Here is a 16,681-nt window from a genome sequence, read left to right on the forward strand (position 1 = left end):
ATTATGCTGCCTGCTTTTCTGACGCAGATCCCTCTTTAGTGGTAGCGACAGGTTTTTCCGTTTTCACTTTGGCGGGTTTCTTCGGTGCTTCCGCTGGCGCAGCGCCGCGCAGAATTTGCCCCAGCACGTCTTTATTCTCCGCCAGGAAGAAGCTCAGCCCTTCACGCTGCTCATCATCCAGGGTCAGAGGTGACTGCTGCAGCCATTCACCGAGGCTATCCGCCAGATCCAGCATTTTGTCGTAAGCGTCGGCTTCTTTCTTGGTTGCGAAAGTCATCTTTTCCTCACCGTTTCTCACCACCACATATTTAACTTCAACTGCCATGTGTGCATTCCTCAAAGGTTAGAATACTGTATTTTTATACAGTATAAGGTGATGTTACGCAGGGATGCAAGCGCACCCCTGACGCGACTTATTTCAACAACCGCACCTTACAGTTCTTACCCTTGATTTTGCCCTGCTGAAGCTGTTGCAGTGCCTTGCGCGCGCTTTCCTTGCGGATCGCTACATAGGCATGTACCGGGAACATGTCGATCTTGCCGACTTCAGCCGCCGTCAGCCCAGCATCGCCGGTCAATGCGCCAAGAATGTCGCCTGGACGGATTTTGGCCTTACGCCCACCGTCGATGCACAGGGTGACCATTTCGGCTTCCAGGGTGGTATTACCTGCACCGCTCAGCTCAGATACCGGTGCCCACTTAACCTTAATCTGCAAATATTCTTCAATCGCATGCGCACGCGTCATTTCTTGCGGCGTACACAGACTGATAGCCTTGCCACTCAAACCAGCACGGCCGGTACGACCGATACGGTGCACGTGGATTTCCGGATCAAATGCCAGCTCATAGTTGACGACCAGCTCCAGCTCTTTGATATCCAGACCGCGCGCAGCGACGTCGGTCGCCACCAACACCCGGCAACTGCGGTTGGCAAAGCGCACCAGCACCTGGTCACGATCGCGCTGTTCCAGATCGCCATGCAGCGCCAGCACGTTAATGCCGCGAGCTTCCAGCGCTTCATACACGCTCTGACAGTCACGCTTGGTGTTACAGAACACCACGCAGGAAGAAGGCTGGTAATGACGGATTGCCGACACCAGCACCGCAGGACGCTGATCGCGGGTGGTTTCATAGAAGCGTTGTTCGATGGTGGTTTGTTCTTCACCGTCGTCCACTTCCACATTTAACGGGCTACGCTGCACACGGGCGCTGATGCGTTCAATACCGCTCGGATAGGTTGCCGAGAACAACAGCGTTTGACGCTGTGGCGGTGTATAGCTGATCACGTCATCGATGTCATCGGCGAACCCCATGTCCAACATGCGGTCGGCTTCGTCCAACACCAGCACTTTCAGTTCATCCAGTACCAGCGTTTTCTTGCGCAGGTGTTCCTGAATGCGCCCCGGGGTCCCCACCACGATATGGGGGGCATGCACCAACGAATCGAGCTGTGGCCCCATAGGCTGGCCGCCGCACAGGGTCAAAATCTTGATGTTCTGGGTGAAGCGTGCCAGACGGCGCAGTTCTTTGCTCACCTGATCAGCCAGCTCACGCGTCGGACACAGGATCAACGCTTGCGCGGCCACCTGGGCGACGTTAATTTTGTCCAGCAAACCGATACCGAACGCCGCCGTTTTACCGCTGCCGGTTTTTGCTTTGGCACGTACGTCCTGCCCATTCAGGATGGCGGGCAGTGCGGCGGCCTGCACCGGTGTCATTTCGGCATACCCCAGTTCGTTGAGGTTGGCCAACTGTTCGGCTGGCAGCGGCAGGGAAGAAAAAGATACTGTGCTCACGGCGATAACTCTTATATGGCAAATGGAATGGCGGCGCGCCCACGGCAGCACCGAATCAGCCGCAGATGATAACAGAGATAGGCTGGATTACGGATTTCACGCATAAAAAAAGCCGCGCCCCGCGCCTTTTCCTCCTCTCACCGACAGCACAATAGCCTCCGGCTGCACACGCAAACGTTTTCGTATATACTGCGAGGCCATTATCAGACCGCGTTACACGCCACAGATCCAGGTACCAGACTATGTTAACTATTGGAACCGCCCTGCGCCCGTCCGCCACCCGCGTTATGTTGCTCGGCTCCGGCGAGCTGGGTAAAGAAGTTGCTATCGAATGCCAGCGTTTGGGCCTCGAAGTCATCGCCGTTGATCGCTATGCCGACGCCCCCGCCATGCACGTGGCACATCGCAGTCACGTGATTAACATGCTGGACGGCAACGCGCTGAAAGCCGTGATTGAGCAGGAACGTCCTGATTACATCGTGCCGGAGATCGAGGCTATCGCCACCAGTATGCTGGTCGAGTTGGAACAACAAGGACACCACGTAGTACCCTGTGCCGAAGCAACCCGTCTGACCATGAACCGCGAAGGCATCCGTCGTCTGGCCGCAGAAACCCTCGGCTTGCCGACCTCCAGTTACCGCTTTGCCGACGGCGAACCTGCATTTCGGCAGGCAGTCGATGAAATCGGCTACCCGTGCATTATCAAGCCGGTGATGAGCTCCTCCGGCAAAGGCCAGAGCCTGATCCGCAACCCGGAACAGCTGCAAACCGCCTGGGATTATGCCCAACAGGGGGGGCGCGCCGGCGGTGGCCGGGTAATTGTCGAAGGCCTGGTGAGGTTCGATTTTGAAATCACCCTGCTGACCATCAGCGCAGTCGATGGCGTGCATTTCTGCGCACCGATCGGCCATCGTCAGGAGGATGGCGATTACCGTGAGTCATGGCAGCCACAGCAGATGAGCGAACTGGCGCTGAGCCGCGCGCAGGCGATTGCAGAAAATGTGGTGAAGGCGCTGGGGGGTTTTGGCCTGTTTGGCGTTGAGCTGTTTGTCTGTGGCGATGAGGTGATCTTCAGCGAAGTTTCACCGCGTCCACATGATACCGGCATGGTAACTCTGATTTCACAAGACCTGTCAGAATTCGCGCTGCATGTTCGCGCTTTTCTCGGTCTGCCGATTGGTGCCATTCGCCAGTTCGGCCCTTCAGCCTCTGCGGTGATCCTGCCACAGCTAACCAGCAGTGATCTGCGTTTCAGCGGTCTGGATCGCGCGCTGGTCGGCCACAATCAACTGCGTCTGTTCGGCAAGCCGGAAATTAACGGTCAACGTCGGATGGGTGTCGCGCTGGCTACGGCAGAAAATATAGAGCTGGCGGTGGAGTCGGCCAAATTGGCCGCGGCGGCGGTGGTGATTGAAGGTTAACGCTTTGGGGCCGGCTTGCCGGCCCCTGCAACATCAATAGTTTTCGTCTTCTTCCGAGTCATCGTCAGCCTGGTCGTCCGGCCGTTCCTGATACTCTTCTTCGTCGTCGTCTTCGTCATCAAACATGACGCTAACCTGGTCACCCTGATGTTTTTCGCGGATTTCCTGCGCGACGCGCGCGATGGCTTCACCACTGCTCATGCCTTGTTCCATCAACAGATGGATACGGTCCGCAGCTTCCTGCTGCTCTAGATGGCTCAGTGACGGCATACCTGCAAGCATGTGTTTCTCTCCGGCAAAATGGAGGCTGAGTATACGCCTTTAACCGGCAGAACCCTACGTCTGTTATTCAGTAGCCTGCAGTGAACGTGAGTCGCCGTGTCGCCACTGCTTCAGACGGTGCAGCCAGAGAATGACGTGCCAATCCTGTTTGAGCCCGCGTGCGTTGTCAACCATCGCCCGATCGATGCCATTTTGATAGAACTCATCGGTGATCTGGCACTGCGCCGCCAGTTCAGGTTCACGGCGAATGCTGTGGCAAATGCCCAATGCCTCGCGGGTGATCTGCCAGTGGAACGCCGGGCGAATGTCGATTTTGTCGGCATAGCGCTGGTTAAGCGCCACCAGCATGGCCACGATTTTCATGTAATGACGCTGATACTCTACGTTTGCCTTACCCGTGCGGCGGCGATTACTGATCGATTGATCGTGCACCCGCTGGCGATACAGCGCTTTGCTAAGGTATTTCACCCGCTGCGCATTAAACATCACTTCGGTCGTCCAGGGAATATCCTGATGATGCAAACCCGGTTCGAAATACAACCGGTGCAGCTTAATAAAATCAAGGCGATACACCGCCAGCCAGACCACATGAATAAACTTTCTTGATTTTAGTGCGCGTTCCAGCCATTGGGCGCCGCTAATAACACCGGTGTCGCCCAATCTTTTTAGCGGAATAATCGGCTGCAGTTCATCTGCGTCGGTGAAATAACGCTCACCGTTACACTGCATAACATCCAATTGATTTTGCTCGGCCAATTCTACCAGCGTTGAATACATTTCAGGCGCCAATAAATCATCAGCATCGGGGAACGCCACATATTTACCCCTGGCGATCGCTAACCCGGCATTACGCGCATTAGACACGCCGGCATTAAGCTGATCGATGACGGTAATATGTGGATGTTGCTTTGCATAGCGATGAGCGATATCTCCAGAGCCGTCGGTAGAACCATCATTAACAATGATTACCTCCAGCCGCTGCTCATCTTGTGCCAGCAGCGATGCCAGAAACGGTTCAAACAATTTACCCACGTTGTGCAACGGGACAATGACACTCAGCATTAGGGGCATAGGCAGCTCTTCGCAAAGGTAACGAATGAATATTTCTATTTTTAGAAAATATCAGGGTGCAATTAAATTAATTAAAGCACAGGCCAACCGACAAAGTCGCAGGCACAAATGCGTCTTGTTACCATTTATATTTTAATCTCTTTACTTTCACAGATGGCTGATAACAAGCAAAAACAATAACCGAAAGAAACTAATAATGAAGTTTGGTGTTTGAAATTCAAATCATCGAATCCGATGAAATATCTTAGATACTCACTGATGTAGTTTTTAACATATTGGATTATAGCCAAAGTCGCAAAAAATGCTTCATTTGCAAAATTGTTTACTCGCGGTTTATATGAAGTGTGCCGTGTAGCGTGCAGCCAGAGCATGCGCCAACCGGCTGAATATGGCAGAATAGCCTGCAGAAACAGCCGCCCCGTCAGTCAGGTTTATTGAGGCCCATGAGCGCAACCGCACCGAATATTAAGTCTTTACCCTACACCCGCACCGCCCTGCTGGAGCTATTTGCCCCACTGGCCTCACAGCCTTGGGCGATGTTGCTACATTCTGGTTTTGCCGAACACTCACATAACCGGTTTGATATTCTGGTCGCGGCGCCCTGTGCCACTCTGACCACGCGCGGCCCTCTCACCGAGATCCGCCGCGGTGAAGCCTGCTGGCAGTCGCCGGAAGATCCTTTCAGCCTGTTACAACAGCAGTTGGAACAACAGAACCTGCAGCCGGATGCGGATACCGACCTACCGTTCCAGGGCGGGGCCCTCGGGTTGTTCGGTTACGATTTAGGCCGCCGGGTAGAGAAAATGCCGCAGCGGGCACTGGCGGATATCGCGTTACCGGACATGGCGGTCGGCATTTATGACTGGGCATTGATAGCAGATCACCACCAACAAAGGCTAACCTTGCTCAGCCATGCTGATGTAGAGCAGCGCTGGCAGTGGCTTCACAGCCAACAACCCGCGCCCCGGTCGGCATTTGCCCTGACCAGCCCCTGGCAGGCCAATATGACGCGACGGCAATATGGTGAAAAGTTCCAGCGCATTCAGCATTACCTGTGCAGTGGCGACTGTTATCAAATCAATCTGGCGCAACGTTTTGCTGCCGATTATCAGGGCGATGAATGGCAAGCCTTTCAGCAATTGAGCGCCAGCAATCGCGCGCCCTTCTCTGCCTTCCTGCGTCTGCCGGATAACGCCGTGCTGAGCGTTTCACCCGAACGTTTCCTGTGGCTGGAGAATCAACGGATCCAAACCCGCCCCATCAAAGGCACCCTGCCGCGGCTGGCCGATGCTGAACAGGATGCACAGCAGGCGCAACGGTTGGCGAATTCCGCCAAAGACCGTGCGGAGAATCTGATGATTGTCGATTTGCTACGCAATGATATCGGCCGCGTCGCCGAACCGGGCAGCGTGCGGGTTCCCGAACTGTTCGTGGTCGAACCTTTCCCGGCGGTGCATCATCTGGTCAGCACCATTACCGCCACCCTGCCGCAACACACTCCGGCGACCGAGCTGCTGCGCGCCTGTTTCCCTGGGGGGTCCATCACCGGTGCGCCCAAGGTGCGAGCGATGGAGATTATTGAAGAACTGGAACCCCAGCGACGGAATGCCTACTGCGGCAGCATCGGGTATATCAGCGCCTGCGGCACCATGGACACCAATATCACGATCCGCACCCTGATCACCGAAAACGGCCGTATATATTGTTCTGCCGGGGGCGGCATCGTCGCCGACAGCCAGGAACAGGCGGAATACCAGGAAACCTTTGATAAAGTCGGCCGCATCCTGCCGCAACTGGGGGAGTTTATCGCTTCGTGAATCCACCGACTTATCCGGCCTCGCTGGCGGCCTTTATCAGCCGCTTTCAACTGCAACTGCCACAGGCAGCGCAGATCTCACATAACGTTCGACCGGCCGCGGTACTGATCCCGATTATCTGTCGCCCCGAACCCACGTTGTTACTGACACGCCGAGCCGATTCACTGCGCAAACACCCGGGCCAGGTGGCGTTTCCGGGCGGTAAAACAGATGCTGAAGACGGCTCGGCAATTATCACCGCCCTGCGCGAAGCTCAGGAGGAAGTGGCAATCCCCTCACAGGCAGTGACCATTCTGGGACAACTGACCCCACTCGACAGCAGCACCGGTTTTCAGGTGACCCCGGTGGTCGGCTTGATCTCACCCGATGTGCAATTTTTCGCCAATGAAGACGAAGTGGCCGACGTGTTTGAAATGCCGCTGCACGAAGCGCTGACACTTTCGCGCTATTACCCGCTGGATATTCAGCGTGCCGGCCATTCGCACCGCATTTATTTGTCCTGGTATCAGAGCCAGTTTGTCTGGGGTTTGACTGCCGCCATCATTCGACGACTGGCGCAGCAGGTCAGCATTTAACGCCAATAATGTGACCCCCATCACAAGCCAAACGGTTACCTGTACCACTGGCGTGGGTAAAGCGATCGTCATCACTCCATTGGTTTGTTTTTTCAACTACCTTCCTGTCTATCAGAGTTTTAAAAAAACTGTAAACCCTCTCTTCAACCTTACGAAATACCTGTAAAATACCACCGTCCGGAATAAACCACTATTTAAGCAAGGTTTAAGCCGGCCGCGTTCAGCAGCGGAAGCTGGCGCGATTGCCATTAACCGAGTTTAGGCAATGGGGGTTCCACGGCCACCCGAATGCCTGAGGCAATCAGCAACAAAACTAACACCAAGGATTATTTTATTTCATGCGAAAAAGGCAGCCAAACCCGCGTGGCCCTTTTACAATATCGCTGTTCCCTGCTCGGTTTTTAACCGCCGCAGCCATAACAATATGCCTCTAAGGAGTTTTAGCGTGATTAGCGTTTTCGACATGTTTAAGATCGGCATCGGCCCGTCCAGCTCTCATACGGTTGGACCGATGAAAGCCGGCAAACAGTTTGTCGACGATCTGGTAAATCAAGGCCTTATGCCTTCTATCACGCGTGTTGCCGTTGATGTTTACGGCTCACTCTCATTGACCGGTAAAGGTCACCATACCGATATCGCTATCATCCTCGGCCTGGCGGGCAATATGCCAGATACCGTTGATATCGATAGCATCCCGGGTTTTATTCGCGATGTAGAACAACGTCAACGCCTGATGCTGGCCAACGGCCTGCATGAGGTTGATTTCCCACGTGATGGCGGCATGGTTTTCCGCAGCGACAATTTGCCGCTGCATGAGAACGGCATGCAAATCCACGCCTTCGCCGGGGATAAACAAGTTTACAGCAAGACCTACTACTCACTCGGCGGCGGTTTTATCGTCGACGAAGAGAACTTCGGCAAGGCCGACGCGCACGAGTTGAGCGTTCCTTATCCGTTCAGTTTTGCTCGTGATATTCTCGCCCACTGCCGTGATACCGGGCTGTCTTTTTCCGGCCTGGTGATGCAAAACGAACTGGCGCTGCACAGCAAGCAGGATATCGAGACCTACTTCGGTAATATCTGGCAGACCATGCGCGCCTGTATCGATCGTGGCCTAAATACCGAAGGTGTGCTGCCGGGGCCACTGCGTGTGCCACGCCGTGCTTCTGCGCTACGCCGCCTGCTGGTGTCTTCCGACAAGCTGTCCAGCGACCCAATGAACGTAATTGACTGGGTCAATATGTTCGCGCTGGCGGTCAACGAAGAGAACGCCGCCGGTGGCCGTGTTGTTACCGCACCCACTAACGGTGCCTGTGGTATCGTTCCGGCCGTGTTGGCTTATTACGACCACTTTATCGAATCCGTCAGCCCGGATATCTACATCCGTTACTTTATGGCGGCGGGTGCCGTCGGTGCGTTGTACAAGATGAACGCCTCTATCTCCGGCGCCGAAGTGGGCTGTCAGGGGGAAGTGGGTGTGGCTTGCTCAATGGCGGCAGCCGGCCTGGCCGAACTGCTGGGCGGGAGTCCGGAGCAAGTTTGCATCGCGGCAGAGATTGGCATGGAGCACAATCTGGGGCTGACCTGTGACCCGGTTGCCGGCCAGGTTCAGGTGCCTTGTATCGAACGTAATGCCATTGCTTCCGTGAAAGCGATCAACTCGGCGCGTATGGCCTTGCGTCGCACCAGTGAGCCACGCGTGTCTCTGGATAAGGTGATCGAAACCATGTACGAAACCGGCAAAGACATGAATGCCAAATATCGCGAAACCTCTCGCGGTGGGTTGGCGATCAAAGTGCAATGTGACTGACCCTCTAACCCCGCCTTAATGGCGGGGTTTTTCTTGCTATTACCCTGATTAATCAAATCATTAACGTCACTTTAGTGACAGCGTCACAGAAAACCCACAAAGAATACTCCGTCTATCCTGCGGTTAACCTGCAATTTAGCCCTCTGTTTCACTAAATTTAAATAATTTACTGGGTTACCATCACTCTTGTATAACGACAGGCTAGAATTAGCCGAGGATCATACAGGGCTGTTTGGCCTGACGGTGGTTCTGGGCTGGCTTACCGAACAAGGATTGAGCGATGTTGATGACCCAACTTGCCGTGACCAAATACCGCTATTACCGTTGGCTACTGGCCGGGGTGGTCGGGTTGGCTATTCTGCTGCTGTCACTGTATACCCGCTATTATCAGGAGCTTGGCTCCATTGAACAAAGCCGACAGGCGCTTGCCACCCGTACTGTCGCCAAGATTAATGATTTGCTGACGCCAGCCAAGCAGCAAGCCAAACGCAGTATGCCGATGTTGAGTCAATCCTGTGAAATCGCGATGCCGACGTTACGTTTTCGCGCCGCACAAAATCAGGCTTTACGGGCCATGCTATTGGTCAAAGACGGCATTATTTACTGTTCCAGCCTGTTTGGTTCCCGTACCTATGTTTTAGCCGCCATTTTGCCCGCAATAGCAAACGATGGCGCGACGTTGGCGCTGCGCCCTTCACTCTCGGTCGCCAAAGGCGTGCCAACTCTGATTATGTGGACTCCAACCGAGGCAGATAACCGTAGCAACGGCGTGTTACACGTCTTCAATATTGAGTTATTGGCGAACTTCCTGCTGGAACCCCAGGAACCCTACGCACAACGGGTGGTGCTGAACGTCGGCGACTTCAGCCTGGAATATGGCCGCCGGGAAATTTTGCGTAGTGATACCCTGACAACCAACCTGCGCTTTACCGCAAAATCCACTCAGTATCCGTTCTCTATTTCGCTGTTCGGCCCTCAGGCCAGCATGCTGGCGTTGGCGGCGCTGCCACGCCATATCCCATTGTCGTTGTTGATCAGCCTGCTGGCGGCCTATGTGGTGTATCTGCTAACGGCAAACCGCATGAGCTTGTCGTACCATATTGGTCACGCCATTTCCCATCGCGAATTCCGCGTTTATTGTCAGCCAATTATCAATGCTGAAACCGGCCGCTGCGTCGGGGTTGAGATGCTGCTGCGCTGGAAGAACAAACGCCAGGGCTGGATCTCCCCCGACGTTTTTATTCCGCTGGCGGAGCAGCATGGCTTAATCATCGCCCTGACCCGTTACCTGATGACCACCGTGGTGGAAAACCTGCAGTTATTCCCGCCACGCCCGTCTTTTTATATCAGCATTAACGTCGCGGCCGAGCATTTCAACGGGGTGACCATTATCGATGACATCCGCCGCCTGTGGCTGCCGGCCCACCCCATGCCTTCGCTGATGCTGGAATTGACCGAACGCACCGCCCTGTCGGAAATTCAGTATGAGCAAATCAAAACGCTGAAGGAAATGGGTATCATGTTGGCGATCGACGATTTTGGCACCGGGCACAGTTCACTCAGCTATCTGAAGAAACTCAGCCCAGACGTATTGAAGATCGACCGTGGCTTTACCGCGGCTATCGGCACCGATGCGATTAACGCTACCGTTACCGATACCATTATCACGCTGGCGCAACGCCTGAAATTAAGGCTGGTGGCCGAGGGCGTGGAAACCGCTGAGCAGGCTGATTATCTTCGCTCACGCGAGGTGAACGCGCTGCAGGGCTTCTATTTTGCCAAGCCGATGCCGATCAATGTATTCCCGCTATGGTTACAGCAGTACGAATCAAGATTGCGGACGGTGAATCAGCGGGAGGAACGGCAGAAGGAACAAGAAAGCAAGCCGGAGGCGTGATGCCCCCGGCCCCGGTGTTACTGGTGTTCCTCGTCGAGAGGTTCCACCTTGGTAATACGCACCAACTCAATGCGGTACTCGGACACGGCAACGACTTCGAAACGCAGTCGGTTAAGTTCTACCGTTTCGCCCACCGCCGGCATCTGACCGTAGTGGGACAGCAGGAACCCCGCCAGGGTGGCGAAATCCGCCGTCGGACTGACCAGATCCTCGCAGTTCAGCGCCTGTTCCAGGGAGTGTAGATCGGCTCCGCCCTTCACCAGCCAGCCGGCATCTTCCACCACGATATCGGGCGTTTCATCCTCGTCCGGGAATTCACCGGCAATCGCCTCCAGCACATCCAGTGGCGTGACCAGCCCCTGCACTACGCCAAATTCGTTGGTAACTACCACCAAACGCCCCTTGGCACGGCGCAATACCGCCAGCAGGTTAATCACGTCCATGGTGTCCGGCACCACAATCGGTGGCGTGCGCGCGGCAAACTCGGCAATATCATCACCCCGTTCTACCGCCACCAGCAGATCCTTGGCACGAACCACACCGATAATTTCATCCAGCGAGTCACGGCAAACCGGGAACAGGCTGTGCGGCGTATCCAGCAGTTGCTCACGCACCTCTTCACGGGAACGATCGCAATCCACCCATGAAATCTCGGTGCGTGGCGTCATCACGCTACGCAGTGAACGTGAGGCCAGCGTTAACACGCCGCTGATCATATAGCGTTCTTCCTCGGCGAAGGTTTCATCCACCGGCTGCGGTGCCGTTTCGTCCGTCTGCTGTGCCCGCTGTTGCCCCATCAGGCGCATGATCGCCTCTGCGGTGCGTTCACGCATCGGGCGATGAGCCTGATGCTTGATAAAGTTGCGGCGGGCAATTTGGTTAAACAGCTCAATCAGGATCGAGAAACCAATTGCGGCATACAGGTAACCTTTAGGAATATGCAAACCAAAACCTTCGGCGATCAGGCTAAGGCCGATCATCAACAGGAAGCTCAGGCACAGCACCACAATAGTAGGATGCGCATTCACGAAGTTAGTCAGCGGTTTGGAAGCCACCAGCATCACCACCATGGCGATGACAACGGCGGTCATCATGACCGGCAGGTCGTTCACCATACCCACGGCGGTAATTACCGCGTCGAGTGAGAACACGGCGTCAAGGATCACAATCTGCACCACCACCGCCCAGAATTTAGCGTAGCCACGGTTGGCGCCATCCTGGTGCGTTTGCCCTTCCAGCCGTTCGTGCAGCTCCATGGTGGCCTTGAACAACAGGAACACCCCGCCGAACAACAGGATCAGGTCGCGACCGGAGAAGCTGAACTCCCCAACGCTAAACAGCGGTGTGGTCAGCGTCACCATCCAGGAAATAACCGACAACAGGCCCAGACGCATAAACAGCGCCAGCGACAGGCCGAGGATGCGCGCTTTATCACGCTGCTTCGGCGGCAGCTTATCGGCCAGAATGGCGATAAACACCAGGTTGTCGATACCCAGTACAATTTCCAATACCACCAGTGTCAGTAACCCAGCCCAAATTGAGGGGTCCATTAAAAATTCCATATCAGACTCCGAAAAAAAGACGGGATGGCCGAGCGGTGCTCAGACGTGACAATGCCGACGCAGCAAGGGCGCGGACAGAAACAGCAAGATATCGGGATTGCAGTACCGGGGGATGGCCGAACGGCCGTGTGACTTGTGCAACGCCAGCAGGTGGCGGGTGGAACCTTGAAAAACAGTAACTTCGGTGACAGTCCATAGGGTGGGCTGAGGCCCTTCACTCCTAAATATGAAAGAAGAAATACTCTAGCAGGAATTTTTTTGCCGGCAAAGAAGCTTTTTTACCTTCTGCATCGTCTTGTAACAGCTCTGGTGTTTAATTCCGCAAACACCGGGTTAGGACTTATCCGAGCGTTCAATAACAGAGCAACGTCACAAAATTTATTTTTTCACTCACTAAAATAAATGGCGCTGATGGGATTCATTGCGCACAGGCGTTTGAAACTGCGCGGGAAATGTTAACGGCGGGTTTCCAAATTTCTACCATAATGTATCTGAACCACGCAGGTGACTGCCAGCAAGGAAATGAACTAAACAACGACACAATCCGTGCATGAAGTTCAATGAGGAGGTAGCGAGTGGCAATAGCTATTATCATCGGCACACACGGGACCGCAGCAGAACAATTGCTGAAAACGACGGAAATGCTATTGGGCGAACAGGACAACGTCGCTTTTATAGATTTCGTCCCCGGTGAAAATGCCGAAACGTTAATCGAGAAATACAACGGAAAAATCAGTGGACTCGACACCAGCGGTGGCGTCCTGTTCCTGGTCGATACCTGGGGCGGCAGCCCGTTCAATGCGGCCAGCCGCATTGCCGTCGATAAAGAAAACTATGAGGTCGTCACCGGGGTTAACATTCCGATGCTGGTGGAAACGTTCATGGCACGAGATGACAACCCTGGCTTCGACGATCTGGTCGCGCTGGCGTTGGAAACCGGCCGTGAGGGCGTGAAAGCGCTGAAAAAACCAGCCGAAGAGAGTGTTAAGCCCGCGGCACCACAGAGTGTTCCTGCCGCAAAACCCGCTGCGCCTCAGGCACCGCTGGGCCCTAATGACCATATGAAAATCGGCCTGGCCCGCATCGATGACCGTTTGATTCACGGTCAGGTTGCGACCCGCTGGACCAAGGAAACCGACGTCACTCGCATCATCGTGATCAGTGACGAAGTTGCCGCCGATCACGTTCGTAAGACCTTACTGACTCAGGTTGCCCCGCCGGGCGTCACCGCACATGTGGTTGACGTGGCGAAAGCCATCCGCGTCTGGAACAACCCGAAATACGCCGGCGATCGCGTGATGTTTCTGTTCACCAACCCGACCGACGTCTGGCGTTTGGTGGAAGCCGGTGTGGATATCAAATCGGTGAATATCGGCGGCATGGCGTTCCGTCAGGGCAAAACCCAGGTGAACAACGCCGTTTCGGTTGATGAAAAAGATATCGAAGCGTTTAAGAAATTAAACGAGCGCGGTATTGAATTGGAAGTTCGTAAAGTCTCGTCCGACAGTCGGTTAAAAATGATGGACCTGATTAACAAACTCAATTAATGGCGACATCTCCCAAGATAATTGGAGTGGCATCGCGGCGGCAAGTCTGCAAATCACCAGGAGCATAGCGAACTATGTGACTGGGGTGAGTGGATGCAGCCAACAAAGATGCAGCTTCAAGTATGAAGGCGACAGCCAATAATTATTTTACTCAGAGATCTTTGGTCATAGGAGAAGTGCAATGGAGATTACCACTCTTCAGATTGTACTGATATTTATCGTTGCCTGTATCGCCGGGATGGGTTCTGTCCTCGACGAGTTTCAGTTTCACCGTCCGCTGGTCGCCTGTACCCTGATCGGCTTTATTCTCGGTGACATGAAAAGCGGTATCATCATCGGCGGTACGCTGGAGATGATCGCTCTGGGCTGGATGAACATCGGTGCGGCGGTAGCGCCAGATGCGGCGTTGGCGTCAATCATTTCCACCATTCTGGTTATTGCCGGTGGACAAAGCGTCGGGGCCGGCATCGCCCTGGCCATACCGCTGGCAGCCGCTGGGCAAGTGCTGACCATCATCGTGCGTACCCTGACCGTGGCCTTCCAGCATGCGGCAGACAGCGCGGCGGAGCGCGGCAGTTTACGCGCCATTACCTGGTTGCATATCTCCGCCCTGCTGCTGCAGGCAATGCGTATCGCCATCCCGGCGGTTATCGTTGCGGTTTCGGTGGGCACCTCAGGCGTTCACGCGCTGCTTAACTCGATCCCGGAAGTCGTCACCAGCGGCCTTAACATCGCCGGTGGGATGATCGTGGTGGTTGGTTACGCCATGGTGATCAACATGATGCGTGCCGGCTACCTGATGCCATTCTTCTACCTCGGTTTCGTTACCGCTGCCTTCACCAACTTTAACCTGGTCGCCCTCGGCGTGATCGGTGTGGTGATGGCCGTGCTTTATATCCAGCTCAGCCCGAAATACAACAAGTCTCAGGTAGTCCAGGCTGGTCCGGCTAATGCCAACGACCTCGATAACGAACTCGACTAGGAATAGGTGAGAGAAATGGTTGATACAACAGCTCAAAAGAAACTCACGCCAGCCGATATTCGCGGTGTGTTTATGCGCTCGAATCTGTTCCAGGGTTCATGGAACTTCGAACGTATGCAGGCGCTGGGTTTTTGCTTCTCAATGGTGCCGGTGATCCGTCGCCTGTACCCGGAAAATAACGACGACCGCAAACAGGCGATCAAACGCCATCTGGAGTTCTTTAACACCCATCCTTACGTGGCCGCGCCGGTACTTGGCGTTACCATGGCGATGGAAGAACAGCGCGCTAACGGGGCACCGATTGACGATGCGGCTATCAACGGCATCAAGGTCGGTTTGATGGGGCCACTGGCCGGTGTCGGCGACCCGATTTTCTGGGGTACCGTACGGCCGGTATTCGCCGCACTCGGCGCCGGTATTGCCATGAGTGGCAGCCTGCTGGGTCCGCTCTTGTTCTTCGTTCTGTTCAACCTGGTGCGCCTGATGACCCGTTATTACGGCGTGGCCTACGGTTACCGCAAAGGGGTGGATATCGTTAATGATATGGGCGGCGGCTTCCTGCAAAAACTGACGGAAGGAGCGTCCATTCTCGGCCTGTTTGTCATGGGGGCACTGGTTAACAAGTGGACGCACGTGAATATCCCACTGGTGGTGTCGAAGATCACCGACCAGACCGGGCATACCACGGTGACCACGGTGCAAACCATCCTCGACCAGTTGATGCCGGGTCTGGTGCCGCTGCTGCTGACCTTCGGCTGTATGTGGCTACTGCGCAGAAAAGTGAATGCGCTGTGGATCATCATTGGCTTCTTTGCCATCGGTATCTTCGGTTACTGGATAGGTCTGCTGGGTCTGTAAGCGTTTTAACCACCGGGGGGCCCCCCCCCGGTTTGAGTTTGATATTTAGCCCGAGATACCCGGGCCTAGCGCACCGAGGGGCGCTCCGGCAACTAAAGTTGCTACGACCCCTTCGGCACGCTCTCCCTAATAACTGGCTCTGCCAGTCGTCTGCCCGGGGAAACCCCCGGTTTTTTATTTGTGGAGTTGAAAGATGTCGCTGACCGATAGCGTATTACTGATTTTCACCGCGCTGATGCTGGTGTATGCGATTTACGACGAGTTCGGTATGGACCTGCTGAAAGGCAAAACCTTGCTCAAGGTGCAGTTAAAACGCCGTAATCGGATTGATGGCCTGATTTTTATCGGCCTGATCGCCATTCTGCTCTATCGAAATGTCACCACTCAGGGTGCGTTAATAACCACCTATCTGCTTATTTCTTTAGCACTGATCGCCATTTATATTTCTTATATCCGCTGGCCCAAGATGTTGTTTAAAGCCCAGGGTTTCTTTTATGCCAATGCCTTTATTGAATATAACCGGATTAAAGCCATGAATTTATCCGAGGATGGCATCCTGGTGATAGATCTGGAGCAGCGTCGCTTGCTGATTCAGGTTACTCAATTAGACGATCTGGAAAAAATTTATCACTTTTTTGTAGAAAATCAGTGAGTAAGAAATAGCCTCATATCTCCCATCGCCTCGCCCTGCGCTGCATGTGGATAATTACTCGCCAGCGCACGAGGCTACCTGATGATTATTTGCGCAATATTGTTGCACTCGCCTACATTATATTCCTTCTTGTACATTCCATTAATGAAAATAATTATCAACCCCAAACAAATGCCCATGGGGAATAAGGGTTGTTGGTAACGGAATTAATATGGTATTGTTGCGCCGTCATTGGGGAGTAGCCGGTTTCTGGACAATAAAACGCCAGAAACGCCCGTATCAACATACTCGTTTTATACATTAAAACGTGGTACGGGCAGCCAGGTAAGGTTGGCGAGACCATAGGCACGTAACTCCGTCGTATGGTTGGGGGTGGGTTACGTGTATATGGAGCCGCCCGGCCGAGGTTAC

The 16,681-nt window shown here is 54.3% G+C and carries 14 protein-coding genes and 1 riboswitch; of the genes, 9 read left to right on the top strand and 5 right to left on the bottom strand.

All coding sequences use genetic code 11. The features are described 5' to 3' along the window. Nucleotide 1 precedes the first annotated feature (1 nt). Nucleotides 2-325 (bottom strand): YebG family protein, encoded by a 324-nt coding sequence (locus tag F8R23_RS05470; protein ID WP_099064290.1) that lies wholly within the window; start codon nucleotides 323-325, stop codon nucleotides 2-4. Between the two features lie 88 nt (nucleotides 326-413). Next, nucleotides 414-1,796 (bottom strand): ATP-dependent RNA helicase DbpA, encoded by a 1,383-nt coding sequence (gene dbpA, locus F8R23_RS05475; RefSeq protein WP_099064291.1) that lies wholly within the window; start codon nucleotides 1,794-1,796, stop codon nucleotides 414-416. 242 nt (nucleotides 1,797-2,038) lie between these two features. On the opposite strand from dbpA, the gene purT reads away from it, so the two are divergent. Next, nucleotides 2,039-3,217, top strand: a complete 1,179-nt coding sequence (gene purT, locus F8R23_RS05480; protein WP_129934367.1) for a formate-dependent phosphoribosylglycinamide formyltransferase — start codon at nucleotides 2,039-2,041, stop codon at nucleotides 3,215-3,217. A gap of 33 nt (nucleotides 3,218-3,250) precedes the next feature. On the opposite strand, the gene F8R23_RS05485 is transcribed toward purT, so the two are convergent. Beyond that, on the bottom strand, nucleotides 3,251-3,499 hold the full coding sequence (locus F8R23_RS05485) for a YoaH family protein (RefSeq protein WP_129934366.1): 249 nt from the start codon (nucleotides 3,497-3,499) through the stop codon (nucleotides 3,251-3,253). A 63-nt stretch (nucleotides 3,500-3,562) separates the two neighbouring features. After that, nucleotides 3,563-4,570 (bottom strand): glycosyltransferase, encoded by a 1,008-nt coding sequence (locus tag F8R23_RS05490; RefSeq protein ID WP_129938235.1) that lies wholly within the window; start codon nucleotides 4,568-4,570, stop codon nucleotides 3,563-3,565. Nucleotides 4,571-5,013: 443 nt separating this feature from the next. Between F8R23_RS05490 and pabB the strand changes: the two genes are divergently transcribed. The 4 genes from pabB (at nucleotide 5,014) to F8R23_RS05510 (ending at nucleotide 10,669) form a co-directional block, all read left to right on the top strand. Further along, nucleotides 5,014-6,387 carry an aminodeoxychorismate synthase component 1 gene (gene pabB / locus F8R23_RS05495; protein ID WP_151415365.1) on the top strand — a complete coding sequence of 458 codons (1,374 nt, stop codon included), beginning with the start codon at nucleotides 5,014-5,016 and terminating at the stop codon, nucleotides 6,385-6,387. Continuing rightward, nucleotides 6,384-6,962, top strand: a complete 579-nt coding sequence (locus F8R23_RS05500; protein ID WP_129934363.1) for a CoA pyrophosphatase — start codon at nucleotides 6,384-6,386, stop codon at nucleotides 6,960-6,962. The genes pabB and F8R23_RS05500 overlap by 4 nt, the downstream gene beginning before the upstream one ends. Nucleotides 6,963-7,407: 445 nt before the next feature. Then, nucleotides 7,408-8,772, top strand: a complete 1,365-nt coding sequence (gene sdaA, locus F8R23_RS05505; RefSeq protein ID WP_099064296.1) for an L-serine ammonia-lyase — start codon at nucleotides 7,408-7,410, stop codon at nucleotides 8,770-8,772. 280 nt (nucleotides 8,773-9,052) lie between these two features. After that, entirely contained in the window at nucleotides 9,053-10,669 is a 1,617-nt protein-coding gene (locus F8R23_RS05510; RefSeq protein WP_129938237.1) for an EAL domain-containing protein, read from the top strand. Between the two features lie 17 nt (nucleotides 10,670-10,686). Here F8R23_RS05510 and F8R23_RS05515 read toward each other — a convergent pair whose 3' ends face one another. Continuing rightward, entirely contained in the window at nucleotides 10,687-12,231 is a 1,545-nt protein-coding gene (locus F8R23_RS05515) for a TerC family protein (RefSeq protein ID WP_112349727.1), read from the bottom strand. Between the two features lie 575 nt (nucleotides 12,232-12,806). Between F8R23_RS05515 and manX the strand changes: the two genes are divergently transcribed. The 4 genes from manX (at nucleotide 12,807) to F8R23_RS05535 (ending at nucleotide 16,270) form a co-directional block, all read left to right on the top strand. Then, nucleotides 12,807-13,778, top strand: coding sequence for a PTS mannose transporter subunit IIAB (gene manX, locus F8R23_RS05520; RefSeq protein WP_129934362.1), 972 nt, complete (start codon nucleotides 12,807-12,809; stop codon nucleotides 13,776-13,778). A 181-nt stretch (nucleotides 13,779-13,959) separates the two neighbouring features. Beyond that, nucleotides 13,960-14,760, top strand: coding sequence for a PTS mannose/fructose/sorbose transporter subunit IIC (locus F8R23_RS05525; protein WP_085117191.1), 801 nt, complete (start codon nucleotides 13,960-13,962; stop codon nucleotides 14,758-14,760). 15 nt (nucleotides 14,761-14,775) lie between these two features. After that, nucleotides 14,776-15,618, top strand: a complete 843-nt coding sequence (locus F8R23_RS05530; RefSeq protein WP_085117192.1) for a PTS mannose transporter subunit IID — start codon at nucleotides 14,776-14,778, stop codon at nucleotides 15,616-15,618. Between the two features lie 193 nt (nucleotides 15,619-15,811). Further along, nucleotides 15,812-16,270 carry a DUF986 family protein gene (locus tag F8R23_RS05535; RefSeq protein ID WP_151415367.1) on the top strand — a complete coding sequence of 153 codons (459 nt, stop codon included), beginning with the start codon at nucleotides 15,812-15,814 and terminating at the stop codon, nucleotides 16,268-16,270. Nucleotides 16,271-16,491: 221 nt separating this feature from the next. Further along, nucleotides 16,492-16,675: riboswitch (yybP-ykoY riboswitch) on the top strand. Nucleotides 16,676-16,681: the final 6 nt, after the last annotated feature.

Source organism: Serratia proteamaculans, assembly GCF_008830365.1.
GTDB lineage: Bacteria > Pseudomonadota > Gammaproteobacteria > Enterobacterales > Enterobacteriaceae > Serratia > Serratia proteamaculans.

Coding starts and splice junctions, on each gene's coding strand:
- F8R23_RS05535 (WP_151415367.1), top strand. CDS start 15,812: ATGTCGCTGACCGATAGCGTATTACTGATTTTCACCGCGCTGATGCTG.
- purT (WP_129934367.1), top strand. CDS start 2,039: ATGTTAACTATTGGAACCGCCCTGCGCCCGTCCGCCACCCGCGTTATG.
- F8R23_RS05485 (WP_129934366.1), bottom strand. CDS start 3,499: ATGCTTGCAGGTATGCCGTCACTGAGCCATCTAGAGCAGCAGGAAGCT.
- F8R23_RS05470 (WP_099064290.1), bottom strand. CDS start 325: ATGGCAGTTGAAGTTAAATATGTGGTGGTGAGAAACGGTGAGGAAAAG.
- pabB (WP_151415365.1), top strand. CDS start 5,014: ATGAGCGCAACCGCACCGAATATTAAGTCTTTACCCTACACCCGCACC.
- F8R23_RS05510 (WP_129938237.1), top strand. CDS start 9,053: ATGTTGATGACCCAACTTGCCGTGACCAAATACCGCTATTACCGTTGG.
- F8R23_RS05515 (WP_112349727.1), bottom strand. CDS start 12,231: ATGGAATTTTTAATGGACCCCTCAATTTGGGCTGGGTTACTGACACTG.
- F8R23_RS05530 (WP_085117192.1), top strand. CDS start 14,776: ATGGTTGATACAACAGCTCAAAAGAAACTCACGCCAGCCGATATTCGC.
- F8R23_RS05525 (WP_085117191.1), top strand. CDS start 13,960: ATGGAGATTACCACTCTTCAGATTGTACTGATATTTATCGTTGCCTGT.
- F8R23_RS05490 (WP_129938235.1), bottom strand. CDS start 4,570: ATGCCCCTAATGCTGAGTGTCATTGTCCCGTTGCACAACGTGGGTAAA.